Genomic DNA, 21,541 nt, shown 5'->3' with positions numbered 1-21,541 from the left:
CGCGATCCATTACATCATTACTACGTCAAATTGCTCTTGAATGTACAAAGGCTCGGCTTGAATTCGCACTTGTTTACCAATAAAGACTTCAAGTTCAGCCAACGCATGAGACTCATCGCCCTGCAACGTTTCAGCGACGGCTGGCGAGGCATAAACCACAAAGTTATCTGCATCGTACGCGCGATTGACTCGAGTGATCTCACGTAAAATCTCAAAGCAGACGGTTTCAACGGTTTTCACGCTACCCCGTCCTTCACAAGTAGGACAACAAGAACAGAGCACATGTTCAATACTTTCTCGCGTGCGCTTGCGCGTCATTTCCACCAGACCAAGCTGAGTAAAGCCGTTGATATTGGTTTTAACCCGATCTTTGCTCAGCGCATTTTCCAGTGACGCCAATACGCGTTTGCGGTGATCATCCGAAAGCATATCGATAAAGTCGATGATGATAATACCGCCAAGATTACGCAAGCGAAGTTGACGTGCAATCGCTTGTGTCGCCTCAATATTGGTATTAAAGATCGTCTCTTCAAGATTGCGTCGACCGACAAACGCGCCGGTATTGATATCGACCGTGGTCATCGCTTCGGTTTGATCAATGATAAGGTAACCACCGGATTTGAGATCCACTTTGCGATCAAGCGAGCGCTGAATTTCATTTTCGGTTTCGTACATATCAAAGATCGGCTTGTCGCCTTCGTAAAGCTCAAGCTTTTCAGTCAGCTCCGGCACATATTCCGCAGTAAAGTCTTTTAAGTTTTCGTACTCTAAGCGTGAATCAACCAGAATGTTATCCAGCTCAGTGCCAACAAAATCACGAATAATCCGCTGCGCCAAACCCAGCTCACCATAGAGCATGGAACGGGTCTTGTATTTGCTGCGGCGTTCCATCACTTTTTGCCACAAACGCTTTAAAAACGCAGCATCTTGCGCCAACTCTTTGGCATCTGCACCTTCAGCTGCGGTGCGAATAATAAAACCGCCGTGCTCGTCGCAGTACTCATTGACCACACGCTTTAGACGCTCGCGCTCGGCTTCGCTATCAATGCGTTGTGATACACCGACATGACCGGCGCCGGGCATAAACACCAAATAACGTGAGGGCAACGTGATGTCCGTCGTCAAACGAGCACCTTTCGTGCCAAGAGGATCTTTCACCACTTGCACGACGATATCTTGCCCCTGACGAACCAGCTCTGAGATGTCACGAACTTGAAACTGCTGCTTTTCATTTTCCGCCACACACTCAGTGTGAGGCACGATATCAGAGGCGTGCAAAAAGGCCGCTTTATCCAAACCAATATCAACAAAAGCAGCTTGCATTCCCGGCAGCACTCGACTGACCTTACCTTTGTAAATGTTACCGACAATGCCACGGCGTGCTTCACGTTCAATATGAACTTCTTGCAACACGCCGCCTTCGATCATGGCCACACGAGTTTCACTCGGGGTCACGTTAAGCAGCAATTCTGCACTCATGTGCACACCTCAATTCAAATCATTAACTGGGTTTGATACCTTGAGCATCAAACCGTATAAAACTGGGATAACAGTTGCTCGGTTTCGTACAATGGCAACCCCATCACCGCAAAATAGCTGCCCGCAATGCGGGTGACAAAGCGGCCACCGAGCCCTTGAATGCCGTAGCCGCCAGCCTTGTCGCACGGTTCTCCCGTGGCCCAATACTGTTCGATCTCTTGTTCTGTCAGTGGCTTAAACCACACTTGAGTGGTCACTACGTCACTTGCGATATGTTGCTCACTCACCGCAGTCACGGCGGTGATCACTTGATGCTCACGCCCCGAGAGCAGATTGAGCATGCGTTTGGCATCACTCAGATCGCGCGGTTTTTCCAACACTTGTTCATCCACGACGACAATGGTGTCTGACCCCAACACCACCGTGTTAGCGTCTACTGCCACGCGAGTCGCATCTGATACGTGCGCAGTGCCAGCTCGCTCTTGAGTCACCAGCGCCAGCCCCGCTTGCGCTTTTTCACGTGCTAGTCGCATGACATAATCACGCGGCGCTTCTTGCGCGCCACGGCACTCTTCAATGTTAGGAATAACCACATCAAAAGAGTAACCAAGCTGCGACAGCAGCTCTTTGCGGCGGGGGGACCCCGAGGCCAAAATCAATCGCGTCATGCTCATTCTCACATTAATCTAAACAGACCCGTTCGCCTGAAATTATCTTACTTGCCAGTGGCGACGCACACGACGCATCAATAAAAACATCCATGGCCACAGTATACCGTTGATAACCGCAGTCCACAGTGACAGCGGATTGAACTCCACATCTTGAACTAAATATTCGCCAGCAAAAATCAGCAGCTCAAGCCCGGCAGACAGTGCGCCAATCACAAGTGCTTGTTGCCACAGCGCCATATTACGGATCAATTGAAAATTCATCGCGACAAAATAGATCACAATCGACATCATCATGCCGCGAATGCCTAGCGTTGAACCAATCAGGAGATCCCAAATCAGCCCGAGCAGTAATGCGCTGCCAACGTTGACGCGGTTTGGCAGCGCTAAAACCCAATAGCAAGTGACTAACAACAGCCAAGACGGTCGCAGCAAGTCCAGCTCACCCGGCCATGGAATGGTTTGCAAGACCAAAGCAATCACAAAGCTGACGCCAATGACCGCCTTACTGCGCAAAAGACTACTGGCCATGATTCACCTCGTTGGCAGGGTTGGCTTCCAGCACACTGTGTTGTCTATCGAGATTAGGCCAAACCAGAAGCAAATAACGCAAGCGATCAAACTCCACCACCGGCTTGGCTTTGATCACCGCAAATTCTCGACGAGTGTCATTTTCCACTTCGGTCACATGCGCCACCGGATAACCTTCTGGGTAAATGCCACCTAATCCTGACGTCACCAGCAGATCATCGACCTGAATGTCGGTGCTGGTTGGAATGTGCTCCAACTGAATCTCATTGATTTCGCCATTACCCGAGCCGATAACGCGAATATCGTTACGGATCACTTGAACTGGAATCGCACTTTGCGAATCGGTCAGCAATAACACGCGGCTGTTGTGCGCGCCAACAAAGGTCACTTGGCCCACGATGCCTTTTTCATTGATCACAGGCTGGCCAACATACACGCCATCAATTTGCCCTTTATCAATCACCACTTGGTGACGATACGGCGACGTATCAACCGCCATCACTTCAGTCACCACTTTGCGCTCATCTCGTACAAACGAGGAGCCAAGCAGTTTGCGTAAACGTAGATTTTCCTCACGATACTGAGCCAAAAGCGACAAATCACTGCTTTGGCGTAACACTTCACGCTTTAAGGTTTGGTTGGTGACCATTAAAGATTGGCGAGTTTGGAAACGCTCATAAAAGCCATCAAATAAACTGCGCGGCAAATTCGCGGCGTATTGAATCGGCGCAACCATGCTATTGAGAAGGTAACGAACTTGAGAAAACGCATCCATACGGCTATCAGCAAACATCAGGCTTGCTGAAAGTAAAATGGCAATGAATAAGCGAAGTTGTAGAGAAGGACCTCTACCAAAGATTGGCTTCATGAACTCTTTGAACCTTATATACCCAAGCGAGATAAAATTGCATCACAGGGTGCCATTTATTCCCACCTGAGTATGTTTAAACAAGGCGATCACATCGCCTTGTTCAGATATTCGTACCTTGAAGCTGCGGTTATGAGTAACCCACCAGCAGCCCGTAAGGCACTTATTCTTCAGAGAAGAGATCGCCGCCGTGCATGTCGATCATTTCTAGCGCTTTACCGCCACCACGAGCAACACAGGTGAGTGGATCTTCGGCGATCACAACTGGAATGCCCGTCTCTTCCATTAGCAGACGATCAAGATCTTTCAGTAGCGCGCCACCACCAGTCAGCACCATACCATTTTCTGAAATGTCTGATGCCAGTTCAGGTGGACACTGCTCAAGCGCAACCATAACGGCAGAGACAATGCCCGACAATGGCTCTTGCAGCGCTTCCAAAATTTCATTTGAGTTAAGACTAAAGCTGCGCGGCACACCTTCGGCAAGGTTACGACCACGGACTTCAATTTCACCCACTTCGTCACCTGGGTAGGCTGAGCCAATCTCGTGTTTGATTTTTTCTGCTGTCGCTTCACCAATCAAGCTACCGTAGTTACGACGCACGTAGTTGATAATGGCTTCATCAAAACGGTCACCACCGATACGAACTGACGACGAATAAACCACGCCATTTAGCGAAATTACCGCTACTTCTGTGGTACCACCGCCGATATCGACCACCATAGAACCCGTTGGTTCTGACACGCGAAGGCCTGCACCAATCGCAGCCGCCATTGGCTCATCAATCAAATAGACTTCACGCGCGCCCGCGCCAAGTGCCGACTCACGAATCGCACGACGTTCGACTTGGGTTGAGCCACACGGCACACACACCAACACACGTGGGCTTGGTTTGAGCACGCTGTTGTCATGCACTTGTTTGATAAAGTGCTGAAGCATTTTTTCCGTCACGTAGAAATCGGCAATCACGCCATCTTTCATTGGACGAATCGCAGAAATGTTACCTGGCGTACGGCCAAGCATTAATTTTGCGGCATGGCCGACAGCAGCGACACTTTTAGCCGATCCTGCGCGATCTTGACGAATCGCAACCACAGAAGGCTCATCCAGCACAATGCCTTGGCCTTTTACGTAAATCAGAGTATTGGCGGTACCTAAATCGATTGAGAGATCGTTGGAAAACATGCCACGAAGTTTCTTAAACATATGCTTCGTTCATCCTGCGAAATTTGGGAAGACAAAAATTGCTCTAAATGTACCAATGCCACGCTGTCTCAGCAAGGCATTGGAGGGTAAACATGGGCGCTAACGCCCAAATTCTTGCAGTTTCCTTACCTAAGGCGAAAAAATGGCAAACAAACCGAGGCTAATTCGGCAAAATTCCATTCTCTCCACGCAAAATAACGCGATCATTCCCTCGGTAGATCCCAAAGGTTACGACAGCGCTGGGATCCTCTTCTCCAGAAGAGGTCACATCCCAGTCATACTGAAGCCAAGGCATAAGATTGCTGTTTTCAGTGCATTCTGCTGAGGTTTCTGCTTGGGTTCCCAGTTTTAACCAAAACCGCACCGATTCGCGCACAAGTTCGCGCTGAGTTTGAGTTGCGATTAACGATTGCGATTGCCCCTGCACCACTTGCGCCTCACCCGATAATTGCGCGTTGGTGGTTTGCGGCGTTGCAACATCATCTGACCATTCAATACGGCGACAATAGTGTTTACCATCAACGTGGCTGTAGTTATCCCAAGGCAAGGGGGTTTGACTGTTGGCGGCGGTGTAAAAACGGTCGTTTTCCCAATCTTCGATTGTCAGCGGCACTGCAATTGTCGACCGCTGCGCGCCACCAACTGAGCTTAATACCGCGCGCCCAAGCCTCAAGGCAGGTTGCTTCTCTGGTAATAATCGCAATTGATAGTCAATCGGGTCATCATACGTTGGGTGCTCCGTATCCATCGAGCCGATAAGCTCAATACCAATTTCGGTGTTTTGCGAAACATTACCATTACGCAAGGTCACGTTGTACGGCCCATCATGAATCAAAGCCTTGTCAGCGCCGTATTGTTTTGACCAGCACAACACGCCCTCCACACCACACAAATCGTCATTGGTTCGCTGATAGGCAAAGCTACCAACACCGCCTTGCCACACGTTAGAGCCATCGCCTTGCACATAACGGTCAAGCAAAGGAAAACGCCCACTATTGGTAAAATCAGCTAAAGCAAACCGCGCCTGAAATTGCGGCGCAAAATACTCATAATTGCTCACTTGAATATCATTTGCACTGAGCGCGGCGACCTGAAAATCAACCGCCTCGATAGGCTGATTCATGTAGTAATACGGCAACGTTTGGCCATTGTGCGTTGGGTAATGCCATACATTTTTAAGTACTGAAAAGTATTTGGGGTAGAAACGCCCAAGCACGCGCACGCCAGGGTTTATTGGCATACTCAAATATTGCATATCGTCGGCAAGCCCTGCGCTAACGCTTAGACTGCCTACGTTATCCCAATACAGATCATCAAATCGCCAGTGGTGCTTGTCACCTGTGCCTGAATCGTGCTTTTGACGCAAGCCGTTAACACCTTCAAGCAATGCGCCTTTATAACCTGATCTTAATTCTTGTGGGGAATCGAGCTTACTACTTAACACCACATCAAAGTCGTCCCCTTGGGTCGAAAACACATTTTTTGTTATTGGCGCAGCGCAATATTGCTCGGCATATTTATTGATATTAATTGGCTCGTCATTATCAGCATCACCACTGTAGCCAAAACCGCTTTGCCAAATAATCGGTCGAACCGTCATGGCGAAATGTTCGCCAGCGCCAATCATGCCTTTGCCAGAACTGGCGGTGCCATTATTGAGCTCAATACTGTCATCAGCTGGGCAAATCGCCAACGTCCACGGCCGTGAATGCAAGGTTAATACGCCGTTTAATGGCCAAATGTCATTATCACCACAGCCTTGATAGCCTGCACAGTTAAATTGGTCGCTCAGCGTCAAATTAAATTTTCCGGCCTCATTCAGCGTGACGGTGCTCTGCGCAACACCACTAGTGAACTGTGGTGCAAACGTTAGGGTGCCTTTATCGCCATTACTCGGCATTTCTAATGTGTGCTGCCAGGTTAGCTGCTGCGCTTTATAATGCTCTGCCACGACTGGTGTTCCATTTGCGCTACACGCCAGCACTTTAAAATCCACCTTAGTCGCTTTACCTGCCACCAGCGATAGCGTATCTATTGCATTATTCGTTATCGCATTATCCTCGCCAGCTTCAAAGGCTTGAATTTTTGCTGGAACCATTCGAAACGTCACGGTTTGGCTCGTTGATTTGTCGTTAGTCAAATTGAACGTCAATGAATAGTCTTGGTTGGGGATAACTTTGCTAGGATCGCGCGCGGTCACTTGCAGCTTGAGCTGACCGTCGCGGTTAGATGCAAAGTCCATGCCGCTGCCCTCGCCAATGCCATCGACGACGCTCAATTCAAAATTATCCGCATCACTGTTAAACACTGCATTAACACTCAAAGAGGCATTTTTTCCATCTTGTTTGGTGTTGATAGTAAAGATTGGCGTCTCATTACCACACATTAAAGCAATGCTTTGGGTTGGAGTGACAGATAGCGAGTAGTCAATGGGGTTGGAAGGGTTACCGTCAATGCAGCTGCTGTTGGCATAGATATAGCCACTATTGTCTAATTTAACGCTATTTGCCACAACAGCACCGTGGATTTCAGAAGACCGTATAATCTCTACATTTCTTTCGCTAAGAATCCGCGCATAGACTTTATCCCCATTATTGAAGACTAATGGTTCGTAACTCAAAATGGGGTTTTCGCCCGGCTCTCTAGCATAAACTTTGATAATAAAATTATCGGGATTGCCATTAAAGTTAAGCGGTACATTACCGGCAAGATTGAGCTTTTTCACATGGAGATAAACAGGACCATCTTTTGGCGATTTAATCGAGAGCTTACGACTTGCTTCAACTGTGAACGTTTCAATCCAATATGTACCCGATTCAATCCATGCCTCCATGCTTGTCGACTCAAAAGTGACCGATTTAAATTTGCACACATTGCCGCTACAAGCCCCCTCACGATCCTCATCTCGTGGTAGCGTCAGATCGCGTTCTTCTTCCCAATAATTTCCCTCTTTAATAGCTATTTCTTTTGTACCCGTAAAATTACTTAGCGGGATATTGAAATCCGGTTTATCTACAATGAGGTTCGGTTCTGCTTTACATCTTCCTTTTTGGCCAGTCTCACCATCTGTACACGGCTCATGATATTCTGGTTGCTCTAATCGAGACTCGGCAAAGCCTACGTTAAATCCAACATCATTAAAAATGAAGCCACTCTTACCTATATCTAATGTGTTCTCAGAACTATCATCCCATGTCTGTACTGCTGCATTAAGATACTGACATTCATCTACTTCACTAAAATCTTGCTCCGCAGCCACACTCACACCAAACGTAAGCGCCCAAGCGGTAAAAAAAATACTCAACCCGTATTTTCTTAATTGTATTAACGCAGTTTGAAACACCATCATGGTTTACTCCTTCACCCACACTTGCTGGCTGCGGGAGACCGAAAACGCACCGCTGCCACACTCGGCGGTGGCAGTCAGTCGATAGAACGTTTGTGATTCCAACTCGCCCACCGCTTGGCATGTTAGTGTCGAGCGCTGACATGGTGTGTTAATGGTGAGATTGGGAACTGCCGCGCTATTGAGCGCAGCGCAGCTACTTACCACATCGGCCACTTGATTGAGCGGGTAAAGCTGAGTTAAGGCCCACTGCTGGGTAGATTCTGCCGCCATCAAGGCTTGCGCGCCGAGCTGCTCGCGAGTCAGGCTATCATGGTGACTCCAGCGAATATTGGTCAAGGTGGTGGCCAAAAATCCGACCACGACCAAAATGAAAATGGCAACGATCAACACATTGCCTTGGCTTTGTTTGCGATTAAGGCACATTACTCACCGCCACTGCTTGCTGGTAGACACTGCGCTCACCGTTTTGCTCTAGCGTTAATGTCAAATTGATCATTCCAACGCGATTCAAACTTGATGGTAAATATTCAAACTCGCTCTCGCTTGCCGCCACATCTTCTGCCAAGGTGTGAGTGCTGCCCGCTTGAGAGCGAGTCAAGCGTCCGAGGGTATTCGCCGCCGCGCTGCTTGTCACCAGACAATACTCAACCTCATTGTTGTGCGAGAAGAGGTAAACCCGCTGAGCCACAGAATCACCGATGACATTTGAGCTATTGAGAGTGAAATGACCCGAATAAGGCACATTGGGATCAACCCCCTCTTTTTCCAAACCCGCAACGCTGACACTTTTATTTTTCACATCCTCGTATCGAGTTGGATTGACAATCAAACGCCAATCATTCGCCAGTGGGCCGTTAAAGTCGTGTTGCTTGGCCAAAATAAACTGAAATTGATCATTTACGCGCGCGTAAAAGCCAGCGTCGCTGATCGGAATAAATTTAAGGCAGCGACCGTTATCGCGAGTGTCAAAGCTGTTGGGCACAGAATGCCGTAACTCACGCATCATCTTCTCTAGCGCAAATTGCGCCTGACTTTGCACTCGCTCTCTATCGACCGTATCAACATAGCCGCGTGAGGCCAGTTCAATAATGCCAGTGATGCCCAGCACCATCACGCTTGCCACCACCAGTGTGAGCACCAATTCAACCAAGGTGAAACCCTGACTGAAACCTTTACGCAAACCGAGAGAAAAGCGCGCTGTTTTACCACTAAGCATCAGAAATTCCCTCGATAGGCGTTTAAGGTATAGCTGCCGTATTGACCGCCAACCACGCTCACCTCAATTCGCTTCATTGGCCCAATAGCGGCATCTGGCTTGGCATCAAAATCAGCGTCATAAAACACCTTTATTTCAACTCGAAAATTGGCGTATTGCGCTGCGGCATTCTCGCCCAGCGCATTGCTGATAGGGTAACGAGGCGCGCTGCACTCATTTTGAGTGCCGGCGCTGTACCAACAACCGATGTAATCATCGACATCGTCAAAGTAAGCCACGGCCTCGGCGCTGCCACTTTCTATTGCGCCAAGAGCATTCGCCGGAGTACAAGCGGTGCTATTTTCGCCACAGCGTGCTAACGGATCGTTAGCAACAATGTCCACACTCTGCTCATCAAAGGCACGCTGCATGATCTGCTCTAAAAAGCTTTGCCCGAGCATCACGGCGCGAGTTTGATAATGCGCACTGGCGGAATCGCGCACTTGAGGTAAAAAGTTAGCCATTAACGCACTGATGGCAATCGCGAGCACCAAAAGCGCAATAATGCTTTCAATCAGCGTCATACCGTGAGTGCGGCGCATCATCATGAGCACGCTCCTACGGCAACAAAGCCAATTGAATTGAGGCACAATGACGCGCTCACGCCAGCGCTAGATTGAAACTCAATCGTGATATTTCCTGAGCTCTCGCCTGTGGCCAGTTTGGGCGAGCCAAATAGATCAAATTCAATCACTAAGCCTAAGGGTTTTATCGTCAGGCCTTCAAGCGCCATTGCCATTGAGCTGTTGTCACTAACGCAGGCGGCTTTAGCGCCAAAGCAGTTTGGCCCAAGCTGAAGTTGAAATTGCGCGTTACTGTTTTCAGAGGCGGTTGATTGCATTCGCGCCAGTTGAATTTGCTTGATGATGGCTATCGCGCGCTGCTGCGCGGCAAAGGGGGAGACAGATTCCACGCCAGCGTAACGGCTGGCCGCAAAGGCTGCGACAATCGCAAGCAGGATGATCACCACGACAAGTTCAATTAAGGTAAATCCGCGGTGTCGATTTAAGGTCGGCGTTACTGCTGTCATCATCACAAACCGCTGTTATGAATAGATAAGGTGAATAATGCAAAAAGGCTATCGTAGCCTCAAAGATAAACGTGAAACGTTCCGTGCTCAAAAATGATGTTTAACAGCATGCTCACTTGCCACAACAAGACAACGAATTGATGCCAAATACATTTAAATTATGGAAAATGCATCCTGAGCATTTTCCATACCGATTGAACTGATAACTGCCATTATGCTATTTAGAGTGATCATTTTTTACAAGCATCTAAGAACTCACCCGTTTGACCGGCTTTATCTAAAATTTTAACTGTCGCGGGAGTGTGTTCATCTTTAGCCGCATGATAAAGAACACAATTATCGGTGTAATTTTCAAAGCCATAAGTGATCCACATATAATTTTTTGCGGTTTGCAAATGAATAAAATCCGTTGATTTATCAATCGCCTGACCAATACCTTTCGGATCATCGGCTGTTGGGTACCCAAACGAGTGCTCAACATCATCAATCTTATTTCTAACGCTCTCTGTCCACTGTACGGTCTCGATTCCCTCAATTGCCGCACGGCCGTAAGAAATCCCCATGGCACTGGCAATTGCACCACGTAAGCCTTCAAGCGATGCGTCACGCGCATCATCTTGCAGGTTCAAAAACTTAGGCGCAGCGGTCACGGCCAAAATGCCGAGAATCACAATCACCACCACCAATTCAATCAGGGTAAAACCCGCCTGTTTTTTCATTTATGTACTTCCAATACATACCACGCATTTAAATCATCACAACGCATTGAATCCATCAAAAATATCGCGGTGATATTCAATATGTTATTGCAAAATAACCTAACAATCTTAGGTAAACCATAGTATTAGATCACTTTTTTTCGGTGAGAAATAGAAAGTTATGGTTGATGACGTAGGGAAGTATCCACTAAGTGAAAGCTTAGTGGATACTAAATTACAATGCTTGCATCAAAAAGCAAAATAACTATATGTTTTATTTGAACTAATTAGATTCAGGAGCAGGATCAGCAACACCACATTTACCATCAGCTATAATTTTAGCTGTTGCTAAAGTATCTGACGTTGCCGCGGTATAACGTACACAGCTATCAGTGTAATCAACAAGACCAATGTCAATCCAAGTATTGGCCGGACTATTAGACGAACCAGAACTGCTGCCTAACACGGCAAAATCATCGTCAGATAGTTCTAGTGTTTGAAAAATACCACCAAGATTTAATGATGTATCTGAACTAGCTGTCGGGTAACCATAGCTGTGTCCAATACCGTCAATGACTGTGCCTTTGTCTGTCTCACTGGTATAAGCCGCATATGCTTTCGACTCAATACCATTAATTGCCGCACGACCGTATGAAATACTCATGGCACCGACAATCGAACCGCGTAAGCCTTCTAATACGCCATCACGCGCATCGTCTTGTAAATCTAAAAATTTCGGCGCTGCCGTCACGGCCAAAATGCCGAGAATCACAATCACCACCACCAATTCAATTAGGGTAAAACCCGCTTGTTTTTTCATTTTTATACTCCCGATAAATAGCGCAAACTTGAACCGTCAAAACGCACTTGCTCGTCAAGAGCATCACGATGATATTCAAGAAGTTATTGCAAAAAATTACCACAAACCCTAGGTAAAACCATGGCGTTAGCTCACTGTTTTACAGTGACAATGCTGATGGATACCGCAGAATCAAAAAAAAACCACTGTTTCCACTGGTGGTTTTTCATGCAAATAACGCATCAAAAATGAACAAACAATCAACAAAAGGCATTGTTTTTGAAGCGATATCACACTTTGTAAGGCTAGGACTTCATCATATCCAGCATGCCCCACATTGGCAAGAAAATACCGAGAGCGAGGATCAAAACGATCAATGCAACAAAGCTGAGCAACAAAGGTTCGATGCGCGCTGTGAGGGTTTTGAGATCGTAATCGACCTCGCGATCATAAAAATCAGACACTTCCAGCAGCAATTCATCAATACGCCCCGTTTCTTCCCCCACCGACATCATCTGCAGCACCAAGGCGGTAAATATGCCGCTGTTTTGCGCAGTAGAAGAGACGGTACTGCCCGCTTCGATTGCCGCTTTCATCTCCAACACGCGACGCTCCAAATAGCGATTGCCGAGCGCTTCACCTGAGAGCGCCAGCGCGCGGTTCAAAGGCACCCCAGCTCCCAGCATCAATGAGAAGGTGCGGCAAAAACGCGACAGTTGCGCGCGGTTCACAATGGCGCCAATAATGGGTAACCCGAGTCGCGCTTTATCCCAACGCTCGCGTCCGGCATCGGTTGCGATCCAGGCGCGAAACGCAAAACCCATTCCCGCCATGGCGGCGATGAGCCACAGCCAGTATTCGACAAAAAAGTTCGATGTCGCCATGAGAATTTGAGTTGGCAGCGGCAAGTCAACGCCAAAACGGGCAAACATGCTGCTAAATTGCGGGATCACCTTGAGGTTTAGAACAAACAGCGCCAATGTGATAAACGCGAGTACAAACGTCGGATAACGCATCGCCGATTTGATGCGTTTGCGCGTTTCTAACTCTTGTTCGTAATATTGCGCCAATTGCAGCAGCGCGTGATCGAGCCGACCGGTATTTTCCCCAACGCTTATCATCGACACAAACAGCGGGCTGAACACACGCCCATGCCGCTGCATTGATACCGATAACGCGCGTCCGTTGGTCAGCTCTGCCACCACATCATCCAGTGCGTGTTTGAGCACCTTGTTGTCGCAATGCTGAGTCAGGCCATGCATCGCGCGCAGCAAAGGCACTCCAGCTTTCACTAAGCTGTAGAGCTGACGACAAAAAATCACCAAAACCGATAGCGGCACGCCGCGCTGCCATAACGAACTTAGATCCAGAGCATGACCACCGACTTTTCGTTTTAGCGACAGCGTGATGATCCCTTTATTAAACAGCGCCTCTGTTGCTGCGTCTTGATCCGCGGCATCAATGACGCCTCGAACCAGATCGCCATTGAGAGCGCGGCCACGATAGTGAAATTGACTCATCGCACGCCCCTCAATGCAAATGCCGAAAAGACCAACGGCTTGATGGTTAGCGCTCTCATGATTCAAACGCCAACGTGATCCGCTGCTCATTGGCAACGGCGCTGTCTAAATAGATAGGATCGGTTGCGCCGCTGGCATCCCCCTCACCCAGCATCATCACTTCATCAAGACTGGTGATCCCTTGCATTGCTAGCTCCATCGCAGAATGAATCAAAGGTTTGTAGTCTGGCGAATGACGAGCGATTTGAGCAAAACTCACCGCATCGCCTGCGCGCAGTGCGTCCATCATTGCGCTATCAAGCTCGAGCATTTCAAATACACCCACTCGGCCGCGATATCCGGTTAAGTTGCATCGTTGGCAGCCACGGCCACGCGTAAAACTGTGTTCAATTTGATTGGGAAAACGCGCTTTCAGCCAAGCCGCGCGATGGCTTTGCGCGGCCTCTTTTTCTTGGCAGTCGGGGCACACGCGGCGCACCAAACGCTGCGCGACCACGGCGCGTACTGCGCTTGCCACCAAATAACCCGGCGCGCCCATGTCCATCATGCGCAGCGCACTGTCTACCGCATCATTGGTGTGCAGCGTGCTTAGTACCAAGTGACCGGTCAGCGCGGCGCGTAAACCGATTTCAACCGTGTCATGATCGCGCATCTCACCAATTAAAATAATGTCGGGATCTTGGCGCAAAAAGGTGCGCAGCACGGTGGAGAAATCCAAATTGATCTTGGTATTGATCTGCACCTGATTGATCCGCGGCAGGCGATACTCCACCGGATCTTCAGCAGTGATGATCTTTTTACCCGGCACATTGAGCTCATTTAACGCGCCATACAGTGTGGTGGTTTTGCCTGAGCCCGTTGGCCCTGTAACCAAAATCATGCCGTGAGGACGGCGCAACTGACGGCGCAGTCGCGCTAGCAGTTCGGTTGGCAAACCGGACTCTTCCAATGGGCGCAACCCTGAAGACTGGTTGAGCAAACGCATTACCACAGATTCACCGTGCTGCACCGGCATAGTTGAGAGACGAATATCAACCGACTGCCCCTTAACGCGAATGTTGAAGCGACCATCTTGGGGTAAGCGTTTTTCGGATATGTCGAGATTTGCCATCAGTTTTAAGCGTAAAACCAGCGCAGGGGCAATATTGACTTCATTGAGCAGGGTTTCGTGCAATACGCCATCAATACGCTGGCGCAGGCGCAACACTTTCGCATCGGGTTCAATGTGAATATCGGATGCATTAACTTGAATCGCGTCTTCAAACAGCGAGTTAATGAGCTTAACCACGGTGACTTCATCGCTGTCATCGTCTTCGATATTGTAATCAAACGCATCATCAATCTGGTGCTCAGCTTGCAACTGCTCAGCAAATGAGGCGATCTCTTTAGTACGCCGATAATAGCGGTCAAAACCATCAACCAATTGACGCTCTGGCGCAATCACCAATTCAAGCTGATATTGCCCAAGCACACCAACCAAGGCTTCTTGAGCAAACAAGTCAGCCGGATCGCTCATTGCCACGCGCAATGTGTCATCATCACGGCGGATCACCATAGCGCGAAGGCGACGAGCATGCACTTCGGGCAGCAGCTGTACGGCCTCGGCATCCACCTGCATTCGATTGAGATCAATCAGCGGCAAATTGAGCTGTTGGGCCAAAAAGCTCAGCATCTGCTGCTCACTTAAAAAGCCCAGGTCAATCAGCGTATCACCCAATTTTCGGCCACTGGTGCGCTGCGCGCCCAACGCATGCTCTAACTGAGCTTGGGTGATAATCCCTTCTTCAATCAGCAGATCGCCCAAACGTTTGGTCAATTTTACTTTCATGACGCTTCTCCATACTGCGTCAGCAGCGCCAGTCGCTCTTGCACAAATTGTTGTGATTGGTTGGAAATGCCGACTTTTTTCAACGCCTGCTGATAAGCGTCAATCGCCTGAGACCACTGTTTGTCCCGTTCTTGTTGAATCGCCAACCCGAGCCACCAGCGTGCATTTTCTGGCTCCATTTGGGTCAGCGCCTGATAGCTTTCGCGTGCAATCGCGTTATGCGTATTTTGCTGCGCCAAAGCGGCGCGCATCGCTAGATAATCTCGGCTTGGTATCTCAGGCAGATACACTAAAGGCGTTAAGGCGACAGCGGGTTGCTCAGCTTTGATCAGCAATTTCGCCAACGCCAGGCGCAAAGTTTCTCCCTCTGGCGCGCGGTCAATGCCCGCTTGCAACAGCTCAAACGCTTTACGCGTATTTTGTTTGCCAAAGTGCAGCGCCGCCAATTTTTGCCGCGTCACTTCATTCTCGGGTTGGTAGCGTAACGCTTCTTCAAACGCGCTCATGGCAGTAAACAGATCATTACTGTCGAGCGCCTTTTCAGCCTGCTCGAGCGCGGTTTTGGCGAGCTGCGCAGGCGTGAGTGACACCTGCTCTACTGTCATGTGTGACGCCTCAGGAGCCAGCGAAACATCCTGTGGCGTTTGTTCTGCATGCGCGCGATTTGCAGAGCTTGGCTCTGGCTCACGCGGCAAATTGGCGTTGGCTGGAGCGCGGCTTGTCTCAAGCGCGGGAGCTTTTGCTGACGCGTCAGAAGGCACCGCCGCGACAACCGGCACAGCAGGTGCAAGTGGTTCGCCCGCAGGATGGGTCGCTATAGAGCGCTCAGTTTCTAGCGGATCAGCCTCTAACGGCTCTGCTTTCAATGGGTCAGCCTTCAACCGCTGGGTATTCTTTAAGTCATCCTGAGTGCGAAGTGGCTCACTCATCTTTTCTGCTGCCGCCATGAGCACTTGTTGCTCAGGTGTCGGTTCGATAAACGCCAGCAGCGGATCATCTTGTAATGGCTCAGAATCACTGAGCATTTTAGTGGTGGGTGAGTGAGTATGGCTTCGAGGTGCGCCTTGCGGCGCACCAGTGTTTGTCTCTGCCTCTAACACCATCAATTGCGTAGCACTGGTGCTGACCATGCCACCCTGACCGAGCCACCAACCTGCGCCAATGCCTACCGCAAGTGTCGCGCCAATGCCAACAGCAATGCGGGCTGTTTTAAGCCCACTTTGCCCCTTTGCGGTGGAGGTTACGGTAAGTGGGGTAATTGCACCATCGCGCTTTGGCGCCAAACTGTTTAAGGCTTTATTTAACTCGCTCATTAACGGCTCCAACTCCACAATCTTGGGGTATAAAAACGCGGTTTCGCGACATCATAAGTTTCTTGCATTGCGGTCCACAGGTGGTAATTGCTGATTTTTCCCTGGCCTTGGTGCCAAGCCAAAATCAGTGCCTTATGGCAAAGTTGGTTGATCAATCGAGGTATTCCTTGCGACGCGCGCCAAATCGCACGTTTTTGTGCCAGTGACAACAATGGGCGAACTGCCCCCGCTTGGCTGATGCGCTTTTCAATATAAAGTTCAGTTTCGGCTCGGTTTAAAGGTCGTAATGTCGCCATAAAGCTAATGCGTTGGCGCAATTGGCGCAGGTGATGCGCCTGCAAACGCATATCCAGCTCTGGCTGACCAATCAGCACCATTTGCAGTAATTTTTCTTGTTCTGTTTCCAAGTTACCGAGCAAGCGCAATGTTTCCAGCGCTTCATCGGACAGCGCTTGCGCTTCATCAACCAGCAGTACGGTTTTGCGGCCTTGCTGACGCAAGCGGATCAGCTCATCTTGAATATCACTGACCACGCTGACATCATCATCACTGTTTAACGCCAGCTCACGCGCCACCGCGCGTTGCAGTTGCGCGCCAGTTAACACAGGGTTTGGCAGATAAACTAACGTGGTGTCACTGAGATCATTTGAGGGCTGCTCAAGCTGGGCAATCAACATACGACACAGCATGGTTTTTCCGGTGCCGACTTCGCCTGTGAGCTTTATCATGCCCTCGCCCATCGCCAAAGCGCCCAACACCGTCTGCAGCGCCTCATAATGCGGCGGCAAAGCCAGAAACAGCTCAGTATTGGGCGTTTGCGAAAACGGTGCCAGTTGAAAACCAAAGTGCGCTAAGTACATGGTTTATTTTGACTCCGGAAACCACTCTTGCAGCAACTCCTGAGAGCGCTCAAGCTCCTTTTGCCACGAGTTGACGCCAACCACCGTTGGTTTCAGTAAGATCACCAATTCGGTCTTTTGCGTGGTGTTGGCAATATTGCGAAATAAGTTGCCAAGCCCTGGGACGTCGCCCAAAAACGGCACTTTGCTCACCTGCTCAACATTTTGCGACTTCATCAAACCACCAATCACTACCACGTCACCATCACGAGCGCGGATCACTGAATCCGACTCACGAATTGAGCTTTTCGCCAATGGCAATGTGACATCTTCAAAATTTTGTCCCAAGTTGAGCTGCTTTAACTCTTCTTGCACATCAATCACCGAGGGGTGAACGTGCAAAAAGACGTTGCCTTCGTTATCGATTTGCGGCGTCACATCGAGCGAAATACCAGAAAAGAAAGGGGTGAGAGTGACCTCTGGGACAGCGACCGAGTTTTCGCCGTTGCCCGCTTGGCTCGACATTTCGGTGACGAAATATTGGTCTGTACCCACTTTAATCACCGCTTTTTGGTTGTTCGCTGCGGTGACTCTAGGGCTTGATAACACATTCAAGTCGCCTTGTGTCGCCATAAAACTCATCACTGCATCAAAATTGCCATCTGAAATGGTCAAGTTAGTTTGCCCACCAAGCAAGGTACCAATCGCATCCAATGGCGGTAATAATGCGCTGCCTGAACCACCGCCAGGTAACAATCTGTCCAGTACAATATCGGTTCCGCCAATCGATGCCGACAGATTCGACCAATTGATCCCTTGCTGGTAACCATCGCTTAAGGTGACTTCCAATATTTTGGTTTCAAGGATCACTTGGCGCTGCATACGCTGCTGCGAGATCCCCAAAAAGCGTTTTACTTCTCGAATTTCATTCGGGTACGCACGTAAGGTCAGCACGCTGGCTTGTGGCGTCACCACTACACTTTGCCCACGCCCTTGGCCGATAATCGCGCTGACAGCCTGCTGTAGCATCGGCCAAAAATCACTTTCGGTGACTGTTTCAATGCGAGTGCCACCTGTGGTGCTGGTGCCATTACCGCCGTTACCACTGCTGCTTGAGTCACTGTCACTATCGTCATCATCGTCACTGCTGCCGCTACTACTGTTGCTGTCGGAGTCCGTGATCGAGCCTGTCACGATACTGGTCAGCGAAATGCCAGTGCGTTTTAATTGCAAGTAATCAATTGGAATGGTTTCGGTGCGCAGCCCCGCAGGGAAGACTTGCACAACGCGGCCTGTTTTGATGATCTCATAGCCATACATGTCTTGCACCACGGCCAGCACTTCATCCAAAGTGACATCACTCATGTTCATGGTGATGTTGCCGCTGACATCAGGATGGATCACCGCGCTGTAATCGGTGCCGTCAACTAAAGAAGCAAAGAAGGCTTTGGCATTCACATTATTAGCCTGAACGCGAAACCGCTTGATGGTTTTGCTGTTACCCAAGCGTTCACTGAGCAGCTCTGGCATCAAATCGCTTTGCACCGATGGTGGCAAGGCGTCCAGCTCTCGACTGTTCATTTCATTGATCGACTGATTTAAAACTTGTTTTATCTCAACAGGATCTCGATGGCCCATTGCGCAGCCAGCCAACGCAATTGTGAGAGAAACCGCCACTAATCTCACCATACTGTTTCGCATTCTTTTTATCGCCTTTATTGTTGTAATACGTTTTGACCAAACATAGTTAACTGCCAACGCTGCTGACGCCGCTCTAAGATCACCGTGCCATCGTCAATCTTGGCCACTTTGTAACCGCCTCGCACTGTCTGCCCCGCCTTGACCAATTGGCCGTTAAGCGTCGCGCTGCAGGTTGCGTTATCGCGGCAAGTGATCGCTTCGAGTCGAGGAAGAGGCGCAGCTTTTTTGGTGGTTGCTTTCACGGTTGTTTGCCCTTTCAGGCGCAGTGGCAACGTCGGGTCGCTCATCGCAGCAACGGCAGCCCCACTTAAGCCGCACAATAGTAATAATGCCCACTTACCCACTAATAAACTCCTCACGTGTGCCTAATGTGTACACCTCAAGCGTGACTTTGGCGTTGGGATATTGCTGCAATTGGTAGTCAAAGTGACGCCAAAAATAACGAACGGGTAGGTTTTCAAGTGTCTTGAGGTATTCCGCTATCGCAAAATAACGACCACTTAATTCCAACCTCACCGGATGCAAATAGTAATTCCCTTGGCCTAAACCGTCACTTTGCAGTGGCTGCGCTTTTAATGAGGTGATCGACAACAAGTTCACGCCTTGGTTGTCACTAAGTACTCGCTCTAACAACGCCGCCATTTCTGCAGGGGAGACAAATTTATCGGTCTGCGCCAGTAAGTCTTGCGATAATTGCTCGCTCTGTTTGAGCAACCCATCGAGTTGTTGGTTTAGGCTTCGATTAGGGTCGCGCTGCAGCTGCGCGCGGCCGATTTCCAGCTCCGCCAGAATGCGGCGCTGCTGCTGCTCATTTTGCGCTTGTTGACTGCGAAGCTGCTGGCCCTGCTGCCACTGCGCTTCAATCATCAATATGAAGCCACTCATCGCAATCGCCGTTGCCCCTAAAAGGGCAATCAAACCGCGCTCGCGTACACTTAAGCCAATAAAGGCGTCACACCACTGCTGCCAACGCTGTTTCATTTGGCCTCCTGTGACTGCGAGCGCAGCTCAAACCAGACTCGCGTTTGTTCATCCCGACGAATGGTGACGGACTCAAAACTGCGTCCGACCAAGGCCACCTGTTGTTTAAATTCACCAACCCATTCAGGCACTGCACTGGCACTCAATGCTTCCCCTTGGAGATCAAACTGTTGATGACTCATGGAAATTTGAGTTAATGCGATTCGCTGATTTGGCAGATTGGCCAGCGCATACAACACATCTGAGTAACCACCGTGATCGCGCGTTTCATAATCGCTAATCACCGCTATCGCATCTCGCTTACCTTGAATGTCTTGTTGCACGCGCGCAATTGCCGCATTAATTTGCGGATCGGCTTGGTGCTTCGCCACCGCTTGGTTTATCTGCTCAAGCTCAGTAGAGAGTGCGCTATTTTGCTGTTTTTGCTGAGTGACTTGCTGCTCAAGCTGCGCATGATGATAACTAAGCCAGCCTGAATAGCCGCTCAGCACCACAAACAAAGCCGCCCAGCCAAGCGCAACCGCGGGCAAAGTCATACGTTGACGCTGAGGGCGCAGGGACTCGGGATAGAGATCGAGCGCGATCTCGCGTGATGCTTTAGCACTGCAAAGCAGACGTTGCACCGAACGCTGCAAGTGACTGGGATCATCAAGCGCCGCCTGTTGCAGTGGCGTCACTTTGGCAATCAAACGCGCATTGAGTGCATCAACTAATTCGGCGATCTCTTCACCATCGCAGCACACTTTCAGTTGATTAAACGCTACGCCCTTGGCTTGCGCAGAGACGTAATCCATCGAACGCTGCAGCTCAAGCGCCACAGTATCGAGCTGAGATTCACTGCCATTTTCGCCCGTCAACGGGCCAAATATGGCGCGCAATGTGCGTTGAAAAACGGGAACATGGGCGACAAATGCGCTCAGTTTGTAGGCACCTGCGTCACTGCGCTGCAACAGCATAAAGTTGGCAAGTTCATCGCTGCTATAGCCCCAGATCTCATCATCCGGCAGTAGCGCATTGAGGGTAAATTGATGTTCATCGAAACAGCGCAGCAGTGGATTTAAAATCGATTTACTTAAAACGTACGCTTGGATCTTGCCTCCAAAAGGCAATGACACGGCGCTTGCCACCACTTCGCTTGGTTTTTCACTCAGCAGATCTTTCAACAAATAAGGTAACGCTTTGGGCCATTCTGCACTGGGAATTTTAGGCTTATCGATTTGCAGCACTTGGTAATAATGGCTTCCCAGCAGCACCGTCAGGTGGCGTGAATGCGGCTTGACCTTTTCCAAGGCGGCATTAAGCGCTTGAGTCCAATCGCTTGGGGCCCCTGGGGTGGCCGTGATGGGAAACGTATGCAACTCGCCTTGGCTGTCTTGCCAATAAACCGCCTCTGCCAGCAGCGCAATGACGCCCGCCTCCCCTTGTTGAGATTTGGTGAACCACTTTTTCAGCATATTTGTCACGATGTACTCATT

At 49.5% G+C, this 21,541-nt stretch carries 20 protein-coding genes; all 20 read right to left on the bottom strand.

What is annotated here, in order from left to right; all coding sequences use genetic code 11:
- Positions 1-9 precede the first annotated feature (9 nt).
- Positions 10-1,479 carry a ribonuclease G gene (gene rng, locus HGP28_RS17270; protein ID WP_168837707.1) on the bottom strand — a complete coding sequence of 490 codons (1,470 nt, stop codon included), beginning with the start codon at positions 1,477-1,479 and terminating at the stop codon, positions 10-12.
- A gap of 47 nt (positions 1,480-1,526) precedes the next feature.
- Positions 1,527-2,153 carry a Maf family protein gene (locus tag HGP28_RS17265; RefSeq protein WP_281355597.1) on the bottom strand — a complete coding sequence of 209 codons (627 nt, stop codon included), beginning with the start codon at positions 2,151-2,153 and terminating at the stop codon, positions 1,527-1,529.
- A 36-nt stretch (positions 2,154-2,189) separates the two neighbouring features.
- Positions 2,190-2,678 (bottom strand): rod shape-determining protein MreD, encoded by a 489-nt coding sequence (gene mreD / locus HGP28_RS17260; protein WP_168837705.1) that lies wholly within the window; start codon positions 2,676-2,678, stop codon positions 2,190-2,192.
- A complete protein-coding gene (gene mreC, locus HGP28_RS17255; RefSeq protein ID WP_168837704.1) occupies positions 2,668-3,546 on the bottom strand; it encodes a rod shape-determining protein MreC in 879 nt (292 codons plus the stop codon). The genes mreD and mreC overlap by 11 nt, the downstream gene beginning before the upstream one ends.
- Positions 3,547-3,709: 163 nt before the next feature.
- A complete protein-coding gene (locus tag HGP28_RS17250) occupies positions 3,710-4,753 on the bottom strand; it encodes a rod shape-determining protein (protein ID WP_168837703.1) in 1,044 nt (347 codons plus the stop codon).
- A gap of 160 nt (positions 4,754-4,913) precedes the next feature.
- A complete protein-coding gene (locus tag HGP28_RS17245; protein ID WP_168837702.1) occupies positions 4,914-8,102 on the bottom strand; it encodes a DUF6701 domain-containing protein in 3,189 nt (1,062 codons plus the stop codon).
- 3 nt (positions 8,103-8,105) lie between these two features.
- Entirely contained in the window at positions 8,106-8,525 is a 420-nt protein-coding gene (locus HGP28_RS17240) for an MSHA biogenesis protein MshP (RefSeq protein WP_168837701.1), read from the bottom strand.
- Positions 8,515-9,318, bottom strand: a complete 804-nt coding sequence (locus tag HGP28_RS17235; RefSeq protein ID WP_168837700.1) for a prepilin-type N-terminal cleavage/methylation domain-containing protein — start codon at positions 9,316-9,318, stop codon at positions 8,515-8,517. The genes HGP28_RS17240 and HGP28_RS17235 overlap by 11 nt, the downstream gene beginning before the upstream one ends.
- Positions 9,318-9,905, bottom strand: a complete 588-nt coding sequence (locus tag HGP28_RS17230; protein ID WP_168837699.1) for a type IV pilus modification PilV family protein — start codon at positions 9,903-9,905, stop codon at positions 9,318-9,320. The genes HGP28_RS17235 and HGP28_RS17230 overlap by 1 nt, the downstream gene beginning before the upstream one ends.
- The gene (locus HGP28_RS17225; protein ID WP_168837698.1) at positions 9,902-10,390 is read right to left on the bottom strand and encodes a type II secretion system protein; all 489 of its coding nucleotides are present in this window, start codon (positions 10,388-10,390) and stop codon (positions 9,902-9,904) included. The genes HGP28_RS17230 and HGP28_RS17225 overlap by 4 nt, the downstream gene beginning before the upstream one ends.
- Positions 10,391-10,617: 227 nt before the next feature.
- The gene (locus HGP28_RS17220; RefSeq protein WP_168837697.1) at positions 10,618-11,106 is read right to left on the bottom strand and encodes a type II secretion system protein; all 489 of its coding nucleotides are present in this window, start codon (positions 11,104-11,106) and stop codon (positions 10,618-10,620) included.
- 262 nt (positions 11,107-11,368) lie between these two features.
- Positions 11,369-11,905, bottom strand: a complete 537-nt coding sequence (locus tag HGP28_RS17215; protein WP_168837696.1) for a prepilin-type N-terminal cleavage/methylation domain-containing protein — start codon at positions 11,903-11,905, stop codon at positions 11,369-11,371.
- Positions 11,906-12,189: 284 nt separating this feature from the next.
- Positions 12,190-13,404 carry a type II secretion system F family protein gene (locus tag HGP28_RS17210; RefSeq protein ID WP_168837695.1) on the bottom strand — a complete coding sequence of 405 codons (1,215 nt, stop codon included), beginning with the start codon at positions 13,402-13,404 and terminating at the stop codon, positions 12,190-12,192.
- Positions 13,405-13,459: 55 nt separating this feature from the next.
- Positions 13,460-15,232 (bottom strand): GspE/PulE family protein, encoded by a 1,773-nt coding sequence (locus HGP28_RS17205; RefSeq protein WP_168837694.1) that lies wholly within the window; start codon positions 15,230-15,232, stop codon positions 13,460-13,462.
- A complete protein-coding gene (locus HGP28_RS17200) occupies positions 15,229-16,545 on the bottom strand; it encodes a tetratricopeptide repeat protein (protein ID WP_168837693.1) in 1,317 nt (438 codons plus the stop codon). Before HGP28_RS17200 ends, HGP28_RS17205 begins: the two co-directional genes overlap by 4 nt.
- The gene (locus HGP28_RS17195; RefSeq protein WP_168837692.1) at positions 16,545-17,405 is read right to left on the bottom strand and encodes an ExeA family protein; all 861 of its coding nucleotides are present in this window, start codon (positions 17,403-17,405) and stop codon (positions 16,545-16,547) included. Before HGP28_RS17195 ends, HGP28_RS17200 begins: the two co-directional genes overlap by 1 nt.
- A gap of 3 nt (positions 17,406-17,408) precedes the next feature.
- Positions 17,409-19,073, bottom strand: a complete 1,665-nt coding sequence (gene mshL / locus HGP28_RS17190; RefSeq protein WP_168837691.1) for a pilus (MSHA type) biogenesis protein MshL — start codon at positions 19,071-19,073, stop codon at positions 17,409-17,411.
- A gap of 26 nt (positions 19,074-19,099) precedes the next feature.
- Positions 19,100-19,429 carry an MSHA biogenesis protein MshK gene (locus tag HGP28_RS17185; RefSeq protein ID WP_168837690.1) on the bottom strand — a complete coding sequence of 110 codons (330 nt, stop codon included), beginning with the start codon at positions 19,427-19,429 and terminating at the stop codon, positions 19,100-19,102.
- Positions 19,422-20,066, bottom strand: coding sequence for a type 4a pilus biogenesis protein PilO (locus HGP28_RS17180; protein ID WP_168837689.1), 645 nt, complete (start codon positions 20,064-20,066; stop codon positions 19,422-19,424). Before HGP28_RS17180 ends, HGP28_RS17185 begins: the two co-directional genes overlap by 8 nt.
- Entirely contained in the window at positions 20,063-21,520 is a 1,458-nt protein-coding gene (locus HGP28_RS17175; RefSeq protein WP_500691554.1) for a PilN domain-containing protein, read from the bottom strand. The genes HGP28_RS17180 and HGP28_RS17175 overlap by 4 nt, the downstream gene beginning before the upstream one ends.
- Positions 21,521-21,541: the final 21 nt, after the last annotated feature.

Source organism: Vibrio agarilyticus, assembly GCF_012641465.1.
In the GTDB taxonomy this organism is placed as follows: domain Bacteria; phylum Pseudomonadota; class Gammaproteobacteria; order Enterobacterales; family Vibrionaceae; genus Vibrio; species Vibrio agarilyticus.
This window is presented reverse-complemented; position numbering and strand designations above follow the sequence as displayed.

Coding starts and splice junctions, on each gene's coding strand:
- rng (WP_168837707.1), bottom strand. CDS start 1,479: ATGAGTGCAGAATTGCTGCTTAACGTGACCCCGAGTGAAACTCGTGTG.
- HGP28_RS17265 (WP_281355597.1), bottom strand. CDS start 2,153: ATGAGCATGACGCGATTGATTTTGGCCTCGGGGTCCCCCCGCCGCAAA.
- mreD (WP_168837705.1), bottom strand. CDS start 2,678: ATGGCCAGTAGTCTTTTGCGCAGTAAGGCGGTCATTGGCGTCAGCTTT.
- mreC (WP_168837704.1), bottom strand. CDS start 3,546: ATGAAGCCAATCTTTGGTAGAGGTCCTTCTCTACAACTTCGCTTATTC.
- HGP28_RS17250 (WP_168837703.1), bottom strand. CDS start 4,753: ATGTTTAAGAAACTTCGTGGCATGTTTTCCAACGATCTCTCAATCGAT.
- HGP28_RS17245 (WP_168837702.1), bottom strand. CDS start 8,102: ATGATGGTGTTTCAAACTGCGTTAATACAATTAAGAAAATACGGGTTG.
- HGP28_RS17240 (WP_168837701.1), bottom strand. CDS start 8,525: ATGTGCCTTAATCGCAAACAAAGCCAAGGCAATGTGTTGATCGTTGCC.
- HGP28_RS17235 (WP_168837700.1), bottom strand. CDS start 9,318: ATGCTTAGTGGTAAAACAGCGCGCTTTTCTCTCGGTTTGCGTAAAGGT.
- HGP28_RS17230 (WP_168837699.1), bottom strand. CDS start 9,905: ATGATGATGCGCCGCACTCACGGTATGACGCTGATTGAAAGCATTATT.
- HGP28_RS17225 (WP_168837698.1), bottom strand. CDS start 10,390: ATGATGACAGCAGTAACGCCGACCTTAAATCGACACCGCGGATTTACC.
- HGP28_RS17220 (WP_168837697.1), bottom strand. CDS start 11,106: ATGAAAAAACAGGCGGGTTTTACCCTGATTGAATTGGTGGTGGTGATT.
- HGP28_RS17215 (WP_168837696.1), bottom strand. CDS start 11,905: ATGAAAAAACAAGCGGGTTTTACCCTAATTGAATTGGTGGTGGTGATT.
- HGP28_RS17210 (WP_168837695.1), bottom strand. CDS start 13,404: ATGAGTCAATTTCACTATCGTGGCCGCGCTCTCAATGGCGATCTGGTT.
- HGP28_RS17205 (WP_168837694.1), bottom strand. CDS start 15,232: ATGAAAGTAAAATTGACCAAACGTTTGGGCGATCTGCTGATTGAAGAA.
- HGP28_RS17200 (WP_168837693.1), bottom strand. CDS start 16,545: ATGAGCGAGTTAAATAAAGCCTTAAACAGTTTGGCGCCAAAGCGCGAT.
- HGP28_RS17195 (WP_168837692.1), bottom strand. CDS start 17,405: ATGTACTTAGCGCACTTTGGTTTTCAACTGGCACCGTTTTCGCAAACG.
- mshL (WP_168837691.1), bottom strand. CDS start 19,073: ATGGTGAGATTAGTGGCGGTTTCTCTCACAATTGCGTTGGCTGGCTGC.
- HGP28_RS17180 (WP_168837689.1), bottom strand. CDS start 20,066: ATGAAACAGCGTTGGCAGCAGTGGTGTGACGCCTTTATTGGCTTAAGT.
- HGP28_RS17175 (WP_500691554.1), bottom strand. CDS start 21,520: ATGCTGAAAAAGTGGTTCACCAAATCTCAACAAGGGGAGGCGGGCGTC.